Here is a 17,796-nt window from a genome sequence, read left to right on the forward strand (position 1 = left end):
CAAACATGTGCTGGAAAACGGGAGTTCGGCTCAGGTCACGCTCGGGAGCGAGCTCTTCCACGACCCGATCGAACGGAAGATCCTGATGGTCATATGCCCCGAGAGCAGCATCTCGGATCTGGTCGACGAACTCCTCGAAGGATGGATTCGACTCCAGCTCTCCCCGCACCACGAGCGTGTTGACGAAGAACCCAACGACCTCTTCGAGTTCAGCTTGCGTGCGCCCCGCAATCGGAGTCCCGACCGCGATATCAACCTGACCGCTCCAGCGAGCCAGCAATACCTCAAAAGCAGCAAGACCAACCATGAACAACGAAGCATTGCGCTCCTGAGCGATCCGCTTCAAATTCTCCGTGACGCTCGCAGGAACCACGAACGAAACAGAACCCCCCAAACCCGAACGCACCAACGGCCGAGGCCGATCAGTGGGCAACTCCACAGGCTCAAGACCCGCCAATGCCGAACGCCAAAAACCCAACTGACGTTCCAGCAACTCACNAGATTCAGTCAATTTTCCCCCACGCTAAGACAAACAGAACCGTCTGCTCAGTATAGAAACCGGATTCGGGGTCGCCTCCGACGACGCCCAGACCGATGTGATAGGAACGGCCTATTGGGATTTGCAAGTACGGGGGAAGCAAATGTACTACCTAGGGGTGTACCGAAATCTTGGCTCAAACTAATGGGGGCGGGGCTATAGCCAATATCTATTGGTATAGCTACCGCGAGTTCAACCGCACGCAAGCGGTCAGAAAATTGACTGCTCAACTCGACGCAGCGACACGTCCTGGGATTGCTCAAGGACCGAGGTGGATGGGTGCCTTAGCGCTCAGCAGGAGCTTGAGCAGCTTTCTGGGGTCATCGTCAGTGGGGGTGACTCGCTGGTGTCGAGAGTGTGGAAGTTCCGCGCATGGTGCACCAAGACCTGGCGTGCCCGGGGTGGCATGTTCAGTCAGTTACGCCAGCAGCCATCTTGCTGTGGTGGTAGCGACAGTGGAAGATATCGGGTTAGACATCGAGGACCGCATAGACGACCGTCAGGAACGGGACATCTGGACTCGCTCGGAAGCGGTCCTGAAATCCTGCGCCCTTGGCATCGGCTGGTTGGAAAGCGTAGAAATGGAATCCGATTCCTACGCGGCCCTCAGCTTTCACGGACAGCAGTTCCAACGAAGACTCTATGAAGTATCACCATGGCCAGGAATGTCTGCCTACCTTGCAGTCGCACCGTCAGATGACCTCGTCATTGCACATGTAGACGGCGACTTATACGACTCGGACGGCCATTACGGTGTCTGAGGCCCAACCAATGGTCCTGGGAATTTTGGGCGGGATGGGCCCAGCAGCTACAGCGGACGTCTACTCCAAGATCATCGCGGCGCAAGCGCCCCTGTCAGATCAGGAGGGCATGAGCGTAATCGTCTACGCGGATCCGAACGTCCCGGATCGATCCGCGGCACTCTTAGACATGGGGCCATCGCCAGTCACTGCTCTTCGCCGTGGAGCTATGGCTTTATCGGCCATGGGCGCCACACATTTGGTAATAGCGTGCAATACTGCGCATGCGTTTCTGGAGGATGACGGGACGTTGGGTGGCGCTCACGTCGTCGACATGACTACGTCCGCAGTCGAAGAGTGCGTCGCCAACACGGAAGTCGGAGAAATGGTGGCGGTGCTTGGCACAGCGGGGCTAGGAAGATCTGCACTCTATGAACGCGCCCTAAACAGTTATGGGCGGTCCCTCTTAGAAATCGGTCCCGAAGTTCAAGAGCTCGTAACTCGCCTGATCTACGGTGTGAAGGCGTCCATGGATGTCCAACTCCTGAAACGCATGTGGGACCAAGTTGAAAGTCATCTCGAATCACAAGGAATCGAATGCGCAATTTTAGCTTGCACTGAGCTGCCGCTGATCGCACGTGAGGCAGTGAGAGGAATACGCCTAATAGATCCGGCGGAGACGGTTGCCCACGCTGTCCGAATCCTATTCGAGGATGGCACCAACTCGAAGTCAGCGATGACTCTAAGCGCACGACTCTGAGCCAGCACCTTAGGGCAAGCCCGGCAGCATCGCCCGGGCATCCCCTGCTCGTCCGCAGCAGCCTGTGGTTGGCCAGGTTGGCCGTCCACGTCACCAAAACGACCTGACACCCAAAGTGGAATTCGGATCGAAACCGGTGCGCTTGGAGACAATGGAAACCCAGGTTTCCGAGGAAACGCAGGGGTTAATGCTTGGGTACCTGGAGGCGAACCAAGAACTGACGGCGAAGCACGGATGATCGAGACCACGGCGACTCGCGCTACAGAGTGCACGTCACCGAGCCGTCCTGAGCCCAGTAATGACAGCCGCTTCATTGATTCGGGTGCCCCGAGTCAAGGTTTCAAGAGAATCGGTACCGCCCCTCTAAGGTTTAGAGATGCCATTTACCTGACGCTACGGACCATGTCTTGGATAGAAAAAGGTTGAGAAGCTCTCGAGTCGGGCGCGCGTACGTCTCGTAATCGAACGGTGCAGGGAAGCACAGTCTTGCCGGATCGATGAATGCCGCGCCCTGCCTTCGCTCAACCACGTGATTCAAGTCCGCCAAGGTCGCAATCGACGGCAGTGGAACGCGATCAGGATTCTTGGCGCGGCCAGCAACTCCGCGGCGATATCACTGCATGCCCCAGAAGGGTCAAGGACGACCTAGTCGGAATCCCGCCATCCTCTGGTGGCAGATTGAGCCCTTGCTTCCATTCCTTCTGCAATAGTCGGTCGAGATCACTCACTACCTGGTCGCGCGAATTCGGGTGCTCGGCAAGGAGCGTCGCGGCCATCGCGTACTTGAATAGGGGCAACCCCTAGGACATACAGGTCTTAGTCCCGGGCAAGACCAAATGCGACGCCAACCGTCCGAAACTCGCCGAGCTGGTTGCCTCGTTCGAGTGCTTCCGCCCCCTCTGCATCAGCCAGGTCACCAACGTGAGTTCGAAGTCCTATCTCCAGCCGTCGCGAACCGCGCACGTGGATCCGCCTTCGTTGTTCTAGCGTTCGCGGCAGTCATCACGCGTTTGCGGGTCGTCGGTCAGCGTCGCCTGGTCGCCACGGGTGGCCTGCCGAGCCTTCACGGTGAGGCCAGCGGCGCGCTGCGCCTCCTGCTGTCGGTCGGCCGCGGTCCGGTTTGCGGCCCGCATAGCGTCGAGCGCAGTAGCCGGCTTCTGCCGGCCCGCCTCGGGCGCATTCGGCGCGGTGGGCTGAGTCTGCACCTTCTCCAGAGCCGTCACGCGGGCCGCAAGGTCCGCACCAACAGTGCGCTCCCGATACGCCTCGGGGATCGCCTGCTTCTGGGCGGGCTCGACCTTGTACCGGTCGCGGAACACGTCGACTTCAGCAGCCAGGCGCACCCACTCCTGCCGCCGGTCGCTTTCATCCGGGACGTCGCCAAGCTGCTGCGCCCACTCGGGCTGCTCAGCGGCGATCGAAGTGCCGCGTTCCTCGAGGCGCACGGCCAGGAACTCGTACCGCTCCCCCAGGTGGTCCCGCCATGCGGGGTCGGTGCCGGCGGCGTCGAGCGCCCGGCGATCGGCGATCCACGCCGGTACTGCGGGGCGGTCGGTTGCTGACACTGGCGCTTGGTCGGCGGGGGCTGTTTCGATGCGTCGTTCCATCCGGTGGGAGAGGACGGCACCGACGTCGTCGGCGGTGCCGCGTTCTCGTTCGTTCCACGACTCCTGCAGCACACTGGCTGGGTCTAGGCCCTGGGTTTCGGCGCGGGTGAGGGCTGCGGTGACGGCGCCCCAGCTCTCGGAGCTGGTGAGGTTCCGCGCGTCGGTCTCGTCGAGGGTGTGGCCGACGAGTTGGGTGAATCGGACGGTGTTGGCGCGTTCGGCGACGTCGCCGTATTGGTCGATGAGGGTGACCAGGTCATCGACGCGGGCTTGTTCGGCGCGGATGGTTTCGGTGGCGGAGAGCATCCCGTCGCTGTGGCCGGCGATGGTGGCCAGGACGTCGCTCATGGGCTGGGCGTCTTCGGTCTCGACGTAGAGGTGGTTGGCTTCCTTGCCGCGGGTCAACCCGACGTACACGAGCTCTCGAGAAGTAGAAGAGTCGGCGAGGACGTGGGCGGCGTCCGCGGTCATGCCCTGGGCCCGGTGAATGGTCGACGCGTAGCCGAGCTCGACGTTGTTCTGCACGTACTCGGCGGGGAGCGTGATGCGGCCGCCGTGCCCGGCATGGGTGACAGTCAACGCCCCGTCGGCTTGCACCTTGCCCACAGTCCAGACGTCACCGTTTTTGACGCGGTCGGTGCCGCGCCCGGTGCGGAGGGTGGCGTCGTTGAGTCGGGTGACGATCCGGTCGCCCTGGTACGCGGCGAGCCCGTCGCGCAGCTGCGAGGACTTCTTCCCGGAGACGAGGCCGGCGCCCATCCGGTATGCCTGGGCCCTCGTGTTGAGGTCGGTGACGGTCACGTTCTGTTGGGCGAGCATGACGGCGTTTTTGCCGGCTTCGTCGTCGTGCTGCCAGGCGGCGAATACGTGGTCAGTCATCCGGTCGATGCTGCCACCGGTGACCCGGTTGTTGTCGACGTACCAGCGGAACGGGTCCCCCACCGTGGCCGGGTCGCGCAGCTGCCGGGTCGCTTCGGCTTCGGCTGGGGACGTGAACCGGTGGATCTCCTCGAGCTTGACGGACCCGACTTCGCGTTCCAGCAGGCGCAGCGCCCCGCCGGACTCGACGGCTGCGAGCTGCCGGTCGTCACCGATCAGGCGCACGTGCGCGCCGTGACGCTCGGCGATGCTGGTGACTGTGGCGAGGTTGAGGGTGCCGGCCATGCCGGCCTCGTCGACGACGATGATGTCCCCCGCACGCAGCTTCAACTCTTCTGGGTGGCGGCTGTCGGGGGTGGCGTCCCCGTGGGTGTCGTAGGCGCGGACGAAGGAGTGGATCGTGGCCGCCGGGACCTCGACGGCGTCGCGGAACACGGCGGCCGCCGTCGCGGACGGGGCCAACCCGATCAGGCGGCCACCGGCTTGCTCGGTGGCGCGGGCGGCCAACGCTAGGGCGGTGGTCTTCCCGGCGCCAGCGGGGCCGGTCGCGACGACGAGGAGCGTGCCGGAGGTCGTGAACTCGCGGGCCAGGGCCCGCTGCCCGGCATCCAACGGTCCGGTGTGGCGGGCGGCGGTGCGGTCGAACTCGGCCACCGTGATGGGGGCGATCGTTCGGGTGCGACCTGCGGCGAGGAGGGTGTCTTCTGCGGTGAGGAGGCCGGTGGAGGTGAAGAGCATGCGGCCCTTGTGCTCGTAGATGCTCGACCCGTCCCGCCGGGTCAGGGGCTCGAAGGAGCCGTGCGGGGCGGGCGGGGTCACGGCGATCGAGTCCGTCTCCAGTGCGCGCCGGGTGATCTGCTCGACGGTGCCTTTGGGGACGGGGCCGTGGCTGGTTTCTTTCTGGACCCAGCGGCGGGCTTCGGCCTCGATCATGTGCGGACCCCAGACCGCGTGATGCTCCGACACCGTCGCCACGACCTCACGTGCAGCCCGGTCCACATCGACCACCCGCGACTCCCCCGGCGTGCTACCCAGGGCCGGTGCTGCGGCGCGGGCGTCCTTGAGGAGGTTGGTGACGGTGGCGGCGCCAACGCGTTCGGCGGCCCTGGTGGCCCACTCGGCGCGGAGGCCGGCGAGCGATCGGGCGTGGGCTTTCGCGGGGCGGGTCTCGAGGGTGGCCTGCTGGGCGAGCTTGATCCGGGCGACCGCGTCCGGGCTGCGCCCGTGGGTGGCCCGGTAGTCCTTCTCAAGCTGGCCGACGACCTTCTTGATGTCCGCAGACCGAGTCGAGAACACCCCAGTGAGGCGCTCATCGATGCCGGCGATCTCGACCACGGGCCGCTTGCCCGGGGTAACTTCCCGCAGCTCCGTTGACAAGCCCAGCCGGGTGGTGACTTCGTCCATGACGCGTTGGTTGTAGAACTCCGATGCGGCCACACCTTGACGGTGGAGGAGCTTGGAATCGATCGTGCGCCACTTCCCGTCGACGCCCTTGACCTTGTTCGCCACCACCAGGTGATCGTGCAACTGCGGGTCACCATTCCGGGAGTCATAGTGACGGAACCGCGTCGCCACGAGCCCACCTTCGACGTCGATCTGTGCGACCCCGTTCGTGCCGGCACGCGTCGCTATCGCTTCCCGCTCCAGGTACGCAACAGTGTCCAGGATGGCGACTGCCTGCGCGTCTTCAATCGTCTTCCGGGTGTCCTCGTCGCCGAGGCCCCAGAGCACGGATACGCTCTTCGCGGGCGAGAAGACCAGGTCGAAGCCGGCGACTGCCTGTTGCGTCGGACGCGTGGCCGCGGTGATGAACCGGCCCAGTTCGTCCTTGTCCGCCGGCGGCCGGCCTTTCGCGTCGCGGAACGCCAGGTCGCCCTCACGTGTGCGGATCGCACGGCGGTCGGCGACGCCCGGTTCGCGCCCGTTCACCGTGGTGAAGTCGGTGTAGCCGGCGGCGATCTTCGCGGATAGGTCGGTGCCGTCGGTGCTGTACCCGTAGTACGAGCGGCCGAGCTTGGCGGCCTTCGTGGCCTCCCCCACGGTCTTGCCCTGCGCCTGCGCTTCAGTAATGATGCGTTCGGCGTCGGGGTGCAGACCCTCACCGTAGAGGGCCTTCATCTGCTCCTCGGTGACGACGCCGGAGACGCCGAGTGCGGCCAGTCCCCCGCCGACCCAGACACCTTGAGGGTTGCCATCCTCGGTGTAGTAATCGCCCAGCTCACGGCCGCTCTCTCGCTTCGCATCACCGGTCGCGACCTCGTTGGTGTAGTACACATACCCGTCTCCCGCAGAGAGGATATGCATAGTCATCACCCGCTCACTTTACCTCGTCTATTACTAATGCCAGAGGTGTGACAAATACTTGTACGAAGAATGAGGATGCATGGTGGTCACGATCGAAGATTGGGATGGTCGAAAGTTGAGGCTGAGATTGACGGGTGACTGGAAGGTAGGGGCTATCGAGGTGACCGAACCAGGCAGTACACAGCTCGCAACTGAACGCGCGCCTCCTGCGCAACCGGGCACCCTCCCCGGCGTTGGCTGTGGCGGGCGATCATGCGGGCGGGACTCCCGCATAATGGTTCTTCACCCACGAAAGGGGTACACCCATGGCCGATGTGCGTAAGTCTGCGAAGCAGACTGCCGCTCGTTCTCGCGCACGCGAGAAGGCGGCAGAGTTCCGCGCGAAGGAAGACAAGCTCGAGCAGCTGGCCACCGACTACTTCGTCGCCACGGACTCCCTCGATGAGATCGACGCGACCGCACAGGCGGAGATCGCGGCCATCCAGGATCGAGCAGTGCAGCAGAGCGCGGCCGCCCGCACATCAGCGGCGGCTGTCATCGCCTCCATGCTCGAGCTTGGAACCCCCAAGGCAGAAGTAGCCGGCCGCCTCGGTCTGGCGCTGCGCGACGTCAAGAAGACTCCTACCCGCTGAAGCCATTGAGCTCTCGATGAGACCGGTGACCTGTCTGTTTTGGTCCTCTTCGCTGGGATGGTTCGGTCCTGTCGGTCCCGCCGGAGTCTCGTCGGAGGATGCTGAGCGGTTCGCCCAACTGGTGTGCGCGCAGAGTCCGCCCGATGCCTCATCATTGCCAGGTTCCGGGACGGCGCCGCTCCAACCGACGCCGTCCTCGCGCCAGAATCGGGCGTAACCGTCGTCGGCGACTGCTCCGGTTGGTGAGTTGCTGGGGTGTCCAAACGCCCCCCTGGATTGTCGTCAAGGGGGGCGTTTGGGTGATCAGGCTGGGTAGTGGCTGTCTCCTTCTTGGTCTTCTTCGGCGTGGCCGGATACCCAGGTGTCGGCGGCGGTGTCGGCTCCGACGGCGCGGAGCATCCCGGCGAGGGCCTCGACTTCGGTGCAGCTCATCCGCGGACCGACGTCGCCCGCGAAGTCTGCGGCTGCGAACACGTCGACGAATCGGGCGGTTGCGGCGGTGTCAATGGTGGTTGTGTTCATTGCTGGTTCCCCTGGTCTATCGGGTGGGCGCGGTAACGGTGCAGAGGTTGACGCGGTGCAGGATGACCTGAGCGATGTGCACGGGGCTATAGATGTAATCGTGGAAGTGCCCGGCGACGTAGATCCCGTGAGGCAGCGGGGCATTGTTGATGGGTTCACCCTCGGGGGTGAACACGACGAGGTCTTTGTGGTCGCTGTCGGTGCTGATCAGGTGCTGCGCGACCCGGTATCCGGCGGCCGTGTAGTCGCGGTGGGTGTTGATCCCGTCGCAGGAGTACCGCACGACCCGGGGCATGTCCTCGCCCTCGAACGCGACGAGCGCGGACCCTTGGTCGTCGTACCCGTCGGTCATGCCGTTGAACTTGCGGCCCTCCTACTGGCTGGTCACTGCGCTCACCTCCCGGTCGGTGGGGCCGTCGCTCCACGACACGTTCATCCATGCGGACGCGGTGCCGGTGCTCATCCGGACGCTGAACTTCACGCCGGGAAACGCGTTCTTCAACGCCACCCGAACCAACTTGGCGGTGTCCTTGGTGCTGATGTAATCCGTCATGTTCGTATCTCCTCAGTTGCTCGGTGCGGTGGTGGCCTGCTCGGCCTGGATGGCTTCCCACAGGGCAAGCCGGGTCCGGAGGTCGGCGATCCGGGCGAGCTGGTCGGCGGTGCGCGCGGCCGTGACCGCGGGGTGCTCGGGTGTGTGGGGTGTGGCGTATCCGTCCCAGTTCAGGGTGCGTTCGCGCCTGCGGATCGAGCTGGTGAGGTGACGGATCTTCCACTCAACGTCAGCGGGAGCGATCGTGTGGGCGGGGGTCTGTGTTTGTTCAAGCATTTTCTCTCCTCCAAATTTTTTTGCCTTTCGGCGGTTTCTCCGCCCTCATGGAGTGCTGTCGGGGTCAAGCCCCAAGGAACGGTTGCAGGCCAAAAGTTATGGAGGAGCGCAGCGGGGGAAGAAGTTTTTGCTGAAACTGTGACGACGGCTTGACGCCGGCAGCACGCAGTGAACAATCCCCCAGACGAAAAGCAACAAAGTTGACGCGCGCCGAACTGCACAGTCGGGCACCAGGATTCGACGTTCGCCTGCTCGACCCGCATCAGATTCGTGGGCAGATCTGGCGAACGTCGGCGCCGTGATCTACAATCACTAAATCGAATGCATGTTTGAGTGTTTGAGCTTTGGAGTCTCGGTGCCGCAGATCATTGATGTCCCCGTCGAGGTTGAGCTTTCCGTCGAGGGCTACCCGCGCGCGTTCACGTGGGATCGCTTCGAGCACACGGTGATAGGGCGGCCACAAGCAGTGTTCACGCGCACCCGCTGGTGGGAGAACGCGGGCACACCGACCCGCATCGACACGGAACTGTGGCGCCTCGACGCGTCGCGTGGAGGCCAGGAACAGCACCGGTACGACCTGCGTCGGGACCCCGACGAGTCCTGGGTGCTCGCCCTCGACAGGGGATGAGCTTCCCGCACCTCCACGTCGCCAGCGCCTACTCCACCCACTACGGGGTGACGATGCCGGAGGCCCTCGTCGATCAGGCCGCCGCCCGCGGGTCGGGCCGGGCTCCGACGTCGGCGCGGCCCTGGAACGCCGGAATAGTGCGGATGCGTGGGCGCGCCTGGCCGCCTGGCTGCGGATGATGCCGCCAGCTTCGCTGGCCATCGAAGTCGTCTGCCACCTGGCCGAAACCGGCCAGCCCGGCGGCGTGGCGCCGGCGACCCGGGCGCTCAGCCTTGCCGAAGACGCCGGCCTCCCCGCGATCCTCCCGAACGTTGTCCGCTACGGCACACCGAAAGAGGCGGTCACCGCGGACCTCGCCGACGCCACCCGACTCCTAATCCCCCTCGCCCAGCTCGACCGGCCGCAATCCAACGGGTAAGCCTGGCTGAAGCCGGCCGGCCTGATGCGGCAAGTCACCCGGATGGTCATCGATGCCGGCGTGCACGAGAACGGGGCGCTCGCGCGATTGTTCCGGCACTCCGAGGAGCTGGCGGACCGGTGCACCCTCGACCCGGTCACCGACATCGGCCTGGGCCGACCCCGGATGCCGGAGGCCAGCGTCATCGGGGTCACCGGGGACCTGGTCGCGGAGCTGTGGCGGCGCGCGAGGCACGGCATCGACACCCGCTACGCCGACGCCGGCACCACCGCGGTCGGTGCCGCGCATGCCCGGCTGGCCTACAAGATGGAGTCGGTCGAGCACCTCGGCTTCGCCAGCTACTTCCTCACCGTCGCCCGGGTCGCCGACCTCATCCGCGACATGGGTATCCGGATCCAGGCCCGCGGATCCGGTGTCGGCTCCGTGCTGCACTACGCCCTGCACACGTTGCGGTACGTCCCGGTCCGGCACTCCACGATCGTACGGCCGCGCTATGCGGGGACAGGATCATGGTGCGTGCGGCAATTTGTGGTGTTTTCGGGCCCGGGCCCGGATAGCCTGTCCGTGGGGAGGTCCGTGTGGGCCTATCCCAGCCGTCCACGGGTGTGGCCGGCTTTGTCTATCCAGGTAGTACCGGGGGTCAAGATGGCAGTCGAAGTGGCGCGGGTCGAGGACGTGGATTTCTATCGGGACCTGGTGGAGTCCGCACCAGACGCTTTGCTGATGATCGACGGACCCGGGCACATCACGTTCGTCAATGCCCAGATCGAACGGCTCTTCGGTTATCCGCGGAGTCAGCTGCTGGGCAAGCATTTCGGAATGCTCCTTCCGGCGTGGTACGAGGACCACAACGAGGTCATCCGGGACGGCTTCGCGACCGACCCGCGGATGCGCCGGATAGGGACGGACCTGAAATTGTTCGGCCGTCGCCGTGACGGCACGGAGTTTCCGATCGAGATTAGCTTCGTTCCGTTTGGCACCGGACCCGGCATGGAAATCGTCGCGTCCGTCCGGGATGTGAGTGAACGCCGGCATATTGACGGGGAGCTCCGTGATGCGCTGTCTTTGCTCAGTGCCACCCTGGAATCGACCGCGGACGGCATCCTGGTTGTGACGGCCGATGGGCGGATTGCGGGTTCCAACGAACAGTTCGCCATTCTGTGGGGTATCCCGGCGGAGCTCATGGTCTCCCATGATGACGGGAAAATGATGGCGTTTGTCGTGGATCAGGTGGCCAATCCGGAAAGCTTCGTGGACAAGGTGCGGGAACTATATGCGGATCCCGGCGCTGAGAGCTTGGATGTCTTGGACTTCCGTGACGGACGCACCTTTGAACGGTACTCCCGGCCCCAACGCGTCGGGGAAGAGATTGTCGGACGGGTCTGGAGTTTCCGCGATATCACGTCCCGCCGCCGCGCGCAGGACCAGGCCCGGGATGCACTCGCGGAGCTGGAAGGCCTGGGGGCGATCGTCAATTCGGCTCCAGACGCGATCGTGGGCAAGGATGTGAACGGCGTCATCACCAGCTGGAACCCCGGCGCCGAACGGCTGTACGGGTATACCGCCGCCGAGGCGATCGGCCGGGACCTCAGCTTCCTCATTCCGGATCATCTCCGGGAGTCCGAGGAGGCGATTCTGGCCGGTATTGCTGCGGGCGGCGACGCCCGGAGCTACGAGACGGAGCGGGCGAGAAATGACGGGTCCATCGTGCCTGTTGCCTTGACCGTTTCCCCCATCCGCGGCGAACACGGGGTCCGCGGGATCGCTGCGATCGGACAAGACATCACCGGGCGCCGGGCCGCCGAGGAGGAGCTGTTGGCCGCGCGTGAAGCGGCGTTAGAAACGAGCCGGTTGAAGTCGGAGTTCCTGGCGACAATGAGTCATGAGATCCGGACGCCGATGAACGGCGTCGTCGGTTTGACCGCCCTACTCTTAGACACTGCCCTGGATGAGACGCAACGCAAGTACGCAGAGGGTGTGAATAGTGCGGCTGAGGCCCTGCTGTCATTGCTCAACGACATTCTGGATTTTTCGAAGCTGGAGGCTGGGAAAGTCGAATTGGATGTCACCTCCTTTAATCCGCGGCTTTTGGTGGAGGAAGTTGCCGCGCTTCTGGCCGAAGCTGCCCAAAACAAGGACTTGGAACTCATCGCTTATTGCCAACCGGAGGTCCCGGCGTGGCTCGCCGGTGATGCCGGTCGGATCCGGCAGATCCTGCTGAATCTAATATCCAATGCCGTGAAGTTCACTGCAGCCGGTGAGGTGGCCATCCAGGTAACAGTGACGGGGCGTGACGCAGGGAAGGCCGTGGTGCGCTTTGATGTTCGTGATACCGGGATCGGTATCGACCCGGGCGATCATCTTCGCTTGTTCGAATCATTTTCCCAGGCTGATGCCTCCACCACACGCCGGTACGGCGGAACCGGGCTGGGTCTGGCTATCTGCCGGCGGCTGACGGAGGCGATGGGTGGGGAAATCGGTTTGACCAGTGCACTGGGTGAAGGCAGCACGTTCTGGTTCACGATCCCGCTGCCCGTGGCCGAAGCCCCCGCAGCGGCCCCGGAACCCCCGGTCCCAGGTGTGTTGGCCGGGCTGCGGGTGCTGGTGGTTGATGACAACGCGACCAATCGTCTCGTCCTTCAATCCCAGCTGACAGCGTGGGGACTCCAGCCAGAAGCTGTCACGGACGCGGACGCGGCCCTGGACCGGTCCCGGGCCGCGGCCGCCGCCGGGCACCCCTACGACATCGCCGTGCTCGACATGTGCATGCCGGAAATGGACGGATTGGAACTGGCCAGCGAACTCACCGCTGACCCTGCCCTGCAGAGCATCAAGCTCCTGATGCTGACCTCCACATCCCAGGTCACCAAGACCGATCTGGTCGAGGCAGGCATCCGCGAATGGCTCACCAAACCTGTCCGCAGCTCAGAGTTGTATGACCGCCTCATGCGCCTGATGGCCACCTCCGCACCGGCGGCGCCTGCGCCCGCACCGACCAGGCCTGCCCGGTCGGCGGTACCTTCCCGCGGACGGATCCTGGTGGTCGAGGACAACGAGGTCAATCAGCTGGTCGCCCGCGAAATGGTCGCCAAACTGGGATACGACGCCGACGTGGTGGCCGACGGTATCGCTGCGGTCTCCGCCACTGCCGCCCACCACTACTTAGCTGTGCTCATGGATTGCCACATGCCGGTCATGGACGGCTTCGAGGCCACCCGGACCATCCGGGCCCGAGGAGACCACCCCGCACGCCTGCCCATCATCGCCATGACCGCCGGAGCACTGGATGAAGACCGAGAGCGTTGCCTAGCGGCCGGGATGGACGACTACCTCGCAAAGCCCGTGAACATGGCCGCCCTGGGCGAGACCCTGGCGCGATGGGTGCCCCGGACCGCACCAGACGAGGGTACGCCCCCCGCGGTGGACCCGGCCCGACTTGCCATTCTGCGTGACCTGGGACCAGCCGACGGGCAAGGGTTGCTGCCCGCAGCAACCCAGGCCTTCCAGCGAGGTGTCCCCTCCAGCCTCGCCGCCCTCCACCAGGCCATGAACAGCGGCGGCGGAGACGCCCTTGAACAGGCGGCCCACAAACTGAAAGGCGCCGCGGCCAACATCGGAGCCACTGGCGCCGCCGCACTGTGCCAAGAACTGGAGCACCTCGGACGCGAAGCCGATAGCCAACCCGACCCGGAGCTGCTGGCCCGACTCGAGACCGAGCTTGCACGGGTGGATACGGCGTTGGAGAACGCGCTGTCCCAGACATCATGAAGGTCCTCGTCGTGGACGACGATCCGGGTTCGCTTCTGGTCGCTCAGGCGGCCGTTGAAAGGTCCGGACACGAATGCCTTACGGCTGCTGACGGGGATACCGCGTGGCGGCTATACCAGAGCCACCGGCCCCAGGTCGTGGTCACGGACTTGATGATGCCTGGACTCGACGGGTTAGCCCTCTGCCGGGCCATCCGTGCCGATGAAGAAGACTCTTACACGTATCTGGTCCTACTGACCTCGCTCGGAGCCCAGGAAGATATCCTGGCGGGCATGAGCGCCGGCGCCGACGATTACGTGACCAAGCCCCTGGACCCGTTCACACTGCATACCCGCCTGATCGCGGCACTCAGAGTGACATCCCTGCACACCGAACTTGCCGGTTACCGCCAGGCATTGGCCGAACAAGCCCGCACCGATCCGCTGACGGGTCTGCGCAACCGGCTGACCCTGCCTGAAGACCTAGAACTGCTACACAGCCGGAGCGAAAGGTACGGACACGATTACTGCCTGGCCATGTGCGACGTGGACAATTTCAAGAGCTACAACGACATCTACGGCCACCCCGCCGGGGATACAGCGCTGAAAGCAGTCGCTGCTGCACTCGCCAGCCAGGCCCGGCGAGGTGACAGCATCTACCGGTACGGCGGAGAGGAGTTCATCATCCTGCTCCCGGAGCAGTCCTGGGCCGGAGCACAGGTCGCCATGGAACGATCCCGAGCAGCGCTGCAGGACCTAGGCATTGCCCACACCGGCGACCCCTCCGGCGTCCTTACGATCAGCGCGGGGATATCCACCTACATGCCGGGCCGCCGGGTGGGCAGCGAACAAATCCTCAACGAAGCTGACACCGCACTGTATGCGGCCAAGACGACAGGCAGGAACACGGTGACCGTATCGGAGGCGGTGCACGAGTTGCGGCCACCCGAGCCAAATCGCGAACATGGCCGAATCTGAAAGTCAACTCAAGCACCCAACCTCGAACATTGCCTCAGGCTGCCCGACCGTCGCTCCATTCATGCGAAGACCGGAATACCAACGCATGCCCGCAAAGACCAACGTAGAGCAGACCTACGCACCTTTTGATTCGAAAAGCTAAATGATTTCCAAGGCGCTGCTCCTCGCCCGCCAGCGACGGCGAATCTCCCACAATAGCGGGCCTCGTCGGTGTCGCGATATGGCGTCTCATCGACTACCTCGTCCGTTCTCTCCTGCCGATTGGCGCGCGCAGGGACGCCTCAGATGCAGGGTCAGCGTCTTGGGCGAGTTCAGTTGGTGAGAGCAACACCCTGAGTTCTGTGGGGTGTTGTCGATGGCTCGACCGTTGTCGCCTTTTGAGTGTCCGTTTGTCGTTCTGGGAGGGGGTGGACGCGGGGCTATCGGTGGCCGTCGCGGCGCAGGGCGCGGGGGTGTCGCGTCCGACTGGGTATCGGTGGTTAAGCGAGCATCAGAAGGTGCTGCCATCACCGGTTCAGGATTTCAGTGTTGCCCGTGTCGGACTCTTGTCGTTGCGAGAGCGAGAAGAGATCGGGTTCCAGCTCGCCCGGGGTCACGGGGTGCGCCGCATCGCAGCGGCTCTGGGCCGGGCGCCGTCAACGATCAGCCGGGAGGTGGCCAGAAACAAGGTCGCCGGCCGCTACGTGCCGTCGCTCGCGCAGGAGCAGACCTGGGCACGGGCTCGCCGGCCAAGAGCCCGGAAGCTGGACGGGTTAGCGTTACGGGAACAGGTCACCACGATGCTCACCGATCGGTTCAGCCCGGAACAGGTCGCGGGCCGACTGAAAGTCGAGCATCCGGAGAATCCGGAGATGCAGGTGTCACACGAGACGATCTACCAGGCCCTCTACGTGCAGGGCCGCGGATCGTTGCGCCTGGAAGTTGCCACCGCGTTGCGGTTAGGGCGGGCAACACGGCGGCCGCAGAGGTCGGAGGGTCCGCGGCCGCAGAGGTTCCGGGAGATGGTGATGATCTCCGGCCGCCCGCCGGAGATCGAGGACCGCGCCGTTCCTGGGCACTGGGAGGGCGACCTGATCATCGGCTCGACCTCGTCGAAGTCCGCGATCGGAACACTCGTCGAACGGACCACGGGATACGTGATGCTGCTGCATCTGCCCGGGGATCACACCGCTCGCACCGTGGCCGACGCGATGATCGTGGCAATGAACACCCTCCCCGAACAGCTGCGCCGTTCGACCACCTGGGATCAGGGAGCGGAGATGTCTCGACACCAGGAAATCACGATGGCGACCGGGATGCCGATCTACTTTTGCGATCCGCACTCGCCCTGGCAGCGTGGCAGCAACGTGAACACCAACGGGCTCTTGCGCGAGTACTTTCCAAAAGGCACAGACCTGTCCTTTCACGGGCCCGGGATCCTCGAGAACGTTGCTGCGGAACTCAACCGTCGGCCCCGCAAACGCCACGGCTACCGAACGCCCGCAGAGGTCCTCGCCACGCTAATCTCGAACCCAACTAATCAAACCGGCGTTGCAAACACCGAGACGCTTTCGTCTGTAGCACCCCCTCGGCCCGGGGAGCGCAGGAATGTCCATGATTGCGAATCTGTCGTCGGCGTCGCTCCGAGGTCGACCGATGTGTCGTTCACATTGGGGATTCCTTAGCGTGCGTTGACGAAGTTGTGCAGCGCGACGATCCATTGGTCGAACGCATCAAGGTGTGCGTCGTGCGACGCATCGGCAAGGTCAACACGCAAAACGTTCGGGCCGCGTGATACGAAAATGTTCTTCTGCTCTTCGGTGAACATGCCCTGGTCGGCGTAGACGACGAGTGTCGGCGCGGCCACCGCTTGCCATTCCTCCCAACGTGGGTGCGCGACCGCGGAAACGGCTGCGACCATAACGTCGGGGTCGAAGCGTGGGTAAAAACCGTCCTGGCGTTCCTGCAGATCTGCTACCCATGCTTGAGCGAGGGGGCCGACACCCAGTGCGGCGGAAGCCGATTCACGAGTAGTGAAGGGCACGTCCCACGAGCGGAAGAAGTCGCCTAATGCAGCGTGGTCTTCGGGTAAGCCTCCGCCCTCATTCGCCTCCAAGAGCACAAGTCGGCGCACTAGGTCTGGACGGGCGGCCGCGACTAGCATCGCGGTATGCGCTCCCATTGACTGACCTACGAGGTCGACGGCATCGAACTCTTCCACCTCGATGACTCGAACTACATCACCAACGAACGCCTCTCGGGAGGTATCCGCAGGGAGTCGCGTGCTGAGCCCGTGGCCGCGCTGATCGATTAGAACGACCTTCCGACCCGACAGTGTGCGCGCCGTTGGCACGAATTCCCGACTGCTCCCGGCGAGGCCGTGCAGAATAACAACGGCGGGGCTAGCCCCGTCGAAAACCGAGTAAGAGATGTTCACGCCGTCATTCGCCGAAACTGTTCGGATCACGGCTTCCATGTGCCGATTCTACGGATCACGAAGCGCCGGCGTCTCGTCTCACATGGGTTTTGACACGCGGAGGTTACGGGACCAGTGAGGTGCCCACCGTCGTAATGTTCCCCGCAAGAGGACCCTTGAGCGGCCGACTTGTCTGGTTCCTGTGACTCAAGGTCGCGTGGTGGCCAATTCTTCGAGGATCAAGGCAGCAACTTCGGCTGGTGTGCGACTGGTTGTGCCGATGGCCGTGGTTTCTTCTTCAAGCCAAGGCAGGGCTTTCTGAAAATTCGGGATTCTTGAGAGACGCCAGTCCGCCGCGTCGGGCTCATTCACGTCCTGAAGGATTCGTCGTTCGTGTTCATCGGGGTGGACTATGAGGGTGAATGCGCGCACTGCCAATTCCGCGGAAGCGAATCCGGTGGTCAGCTCGTTCCAGTAGGCGTGATCGAACACGGATTGCGGGATCACGAGATCGCACTCAAGGTCGGCCACCAACTCGATTGCAGTGGCGACGACCAGGGTGCGCCAGGCCGGCCAGTCCTGAAAGTCATTGACCGGGCGCCTGACGTCGAGCGCGTGACGCAGCATCCGCCCGACTTCCTCGGTATCGAAGAGAACGAAGGACTCATCACGTTCGCAAAGTTCTTGAGCGAGAGTCGTCTTGCCGCCGCCGCCCTACGTGTCAGGGTTGGGTGAGGCCAGTAGCTCAGAGCAAGTCCGCCGTTTGATGTAGGGCGAGAACCAGGAAGTCACCGATCATGTCCAGCCCATCGTTGATCGT

The 17,796-nt window shown here is 64.0% G+C and carries 15 protein-coding genes and 1 pseudogene; 8 read left to right on the forward strand and 8 right to left on the reverse strand.

The window, feature by feature from the left end; all coding sequences use genetic code 11:
• Nucleotides 1-439, reverse strand: a 439-nt coding sequence (locus E3T28_RS08320; RefSeq protein ID WP_478213417.1) for a condensation domain-containing protein, incomplete at its 3' end; no start/stop codon positions are given.
• Between the two features lie 554 nt (nt 440-993).
• On the opposite strand from E3T28_RS08320, the gene E3T28_RS16840 reads away from it, so the two are divergent.
• Both E3T28_RS16840 and E3T28_RS17750 read left to right on the forward strand, forming a co-directional pair.
• Nucleotides 994-1,299, forward strand: coding sequence for a hypothetical protein (locus E3T28_RS16840; protein ID WP_166786968.1), 306 nt, complete (start codon nt 994-996; stop codon nt 1,297-1,299).
• Between the two features lie 10 nt (nt 1,300-1,309).
• The gene (locus tag E3T28_RS17750) at nt 1,310-2,038 is read left to right on the forward strand and encodes an aspartate/glutamate racemase family protein (protein WP_134429691.1); all 729 of its coding nucleotides are present in this window, start codon (nt 1,310-1,312) and stop codon (nt 2,036-2,038) included.
• 983 nt (nt 2,039-3,021) lie between these two features.
• On the opposite strand, the gene mobF is transcribed toward E3T28_RS17750, so the two are convergent.
• Nucleotides 3,022-6,834, reverse strand: coding sequence for a MobF family relaxase (gene mobF, locus E3T28_RS08330; protein ID WP_134429693.1), 3,813 nt, complete (start codon nt 6,832-6,834; stop codon nt 3,022-3,024).
• Nucleotides 6,835-7,133: 299 nt separating this feature from the next.
• Between mobF and E3T28_RS08335 the strand changes: the two genes are divergently transcribed.
• Nucleotides 7,134-7,460: a hypothetical protein gene (locus tag E3T28_RS08335; RefSeq protein ID WP_134429694.1), complete on the forward strand. Its 327-nt coding sequence runs from the start codon at nt 7,134-7,136 to the stop codon at nt 7,458-7,460.
• Nucleotides 7,461-7,763: 303 nt separating this feature from the next.
• Here E3T28_RS08335 and E3T28_RS08340 read toward each other — a convergent pair whose 3' ends face one another.
• From E3T28_RS08340 to E3T28_RS08355, 4 genes are read right to left on the reverse strand one after another with little or no spacing between them, the layout of a single operon-like run.
• Nucleotides 7,764-7,982, reverse strand: a complete 219-nt coding sequence (locus E3T28_RS08340; protein ID WP_134429696.1) for a hypothetical protein — start codon at nt 7,980-7,982, stop codon at nt 7,764-7,766.
• A 16-nt stretch (nt 7,983-7,998) separates the two neighbouring features.
• Entirely contained in the window at nt 7,999-8,334 is a 336-nt protein-coding gene (locus tag E3T28_RS08345; RefSeq protein WP_134429698.1) for a hypothetical protein, read from the reverse strand.
• A 21-nt stretch (nt 8,335-8,355) separates the two neighbouring features.
• Nucleotides 8,356-8,535 (reverse strand): LPD29 domain-containing protein, encoded by a 180-nt coding sequence (locus E3T28_RS08350; protein ID WP_134429700.1) that lies wholly within the window; start codon nt 8,533-8,535, stop codon nt 8,356-8,358.
• A 12-nt stretch (nt 8,536-8,547) separates the two neighbouring features.
• A complete protein-coding gene (locus tag E3T28_RS08355; protein ID WP_134429702.1) occupies nt 8,548-8,811 on the reverse strand; it encodes a hypothetical protein in 264 nt (87 codons plus the stop codon).
• A 355-nt stretch (nt 8,812-9,166) separates the two neighbouring features.
• Here E3T28_RS08355 and E3T28_RS08360 point away from each other — a divergent pair, with 355 nt between their 5' ends.
• From E3T28_RS08360 to E3T28_RS08380, 5 genes and pseudogenes are all read left to right on the forward strand, one after another.
• Nucleotides 9,167-9,439 (forward strand): hypothetical protein, encoded by a 273-nt coding sequence (locus E3T28_RS08360; RefSeq protein WP_134429704.1) that lies wholly within the window; start codon nt 9,167-9,169, stop codon nt 9,437-9,439.
• 175 nt (nt 9,440-9,614) lie between these two features.
• The gene (locus tag E3T28_RS08365; protein WP_134429706.1) at nt 9,615-9,857 is read left to right on the forward strand and encodes a hypothetical protein; all 243 of its coding nucleotides are present in this window, start codon (nt 9,615-9,617) and stop codon (nt 9,855-9,857) included.
• 42 nt (nt 9,858-9,899) lie between these two features.
• Complete coding sequence (locus tag E3T28_RS08370; RefSeq protein WP_134429708.1) at nt 9,900-13,625, forward strand: PAS domain-containing hybrid sensor histidine kinase/response regulator; 3,726 nt, start codon at nt 9,900-9,902, stop codon at nt 13,623-13,625.
• A gap of 11 nt (nt 13,626-13,636) precedes the next feature.
• Nucleotides 13,637-14,581 (forward strand): diguanylate cyclase, encoded by a 945-nt coding sequence (locus tag E3T28_RS08375; RefSeq protein WP_338145395.1) that lies wholly within the window; start codon nt 13,637-13,639, stop codon nt 14,579-14,581.
• 355 nt (nt 14,582-14,936) lie between these two features.
• Nucleotides 14,937-16,092, forward strand: a pseudogene (locus E3T28_RS08380) (IS30 family transposase); the annotation flags it as partial.
• A gap of 149 nt (nt 16,093-16,241) precedes the next feature.
• Here E3T28_RS08380 and E3T28_RS08385 read toward each other — a convergent pair.
• Together E3T28_RS08385 and E3T28_RS08390 are read right to left on the reverse strand one after the other, a co-directional pair.
• Nucleotides 16,242-17,036 (reverse strand): alpha/beta fold hydrolase, encoded by a 795-nt coding sequence (locus tag E3T28_RS08385; protein ID WP_134429712.1) that lies wholly within the window; start codon nt 17,034-17,036, stop codon nt 16,242-16,244.
• Between the two features lie 147 nt (nt 17,037-17,183).
• Nucleotides 17,184-17,603 (reverse strand): ATP-binding protein, encoded by a 420-nt coding sequence (locus E3T28_RS08390; RefSeq protein WP_134429714.1) that lies wholly within the window; start codon nt 17,601-17,603, stop codon nt 17,184-17,186.
• Nucleotides 17,604-17,796: the final 193 nt, after the last annotated feature.

The organism is Cryobacterium sinapicolor, from assembly GCF_004403465.1.
Lineage (GTDB): Bacteria > Actinomycetota > Actinomycetes > Actinomycetales > Microbacteriaceae > Cryobacterium > Cryobacterium sinapicolor.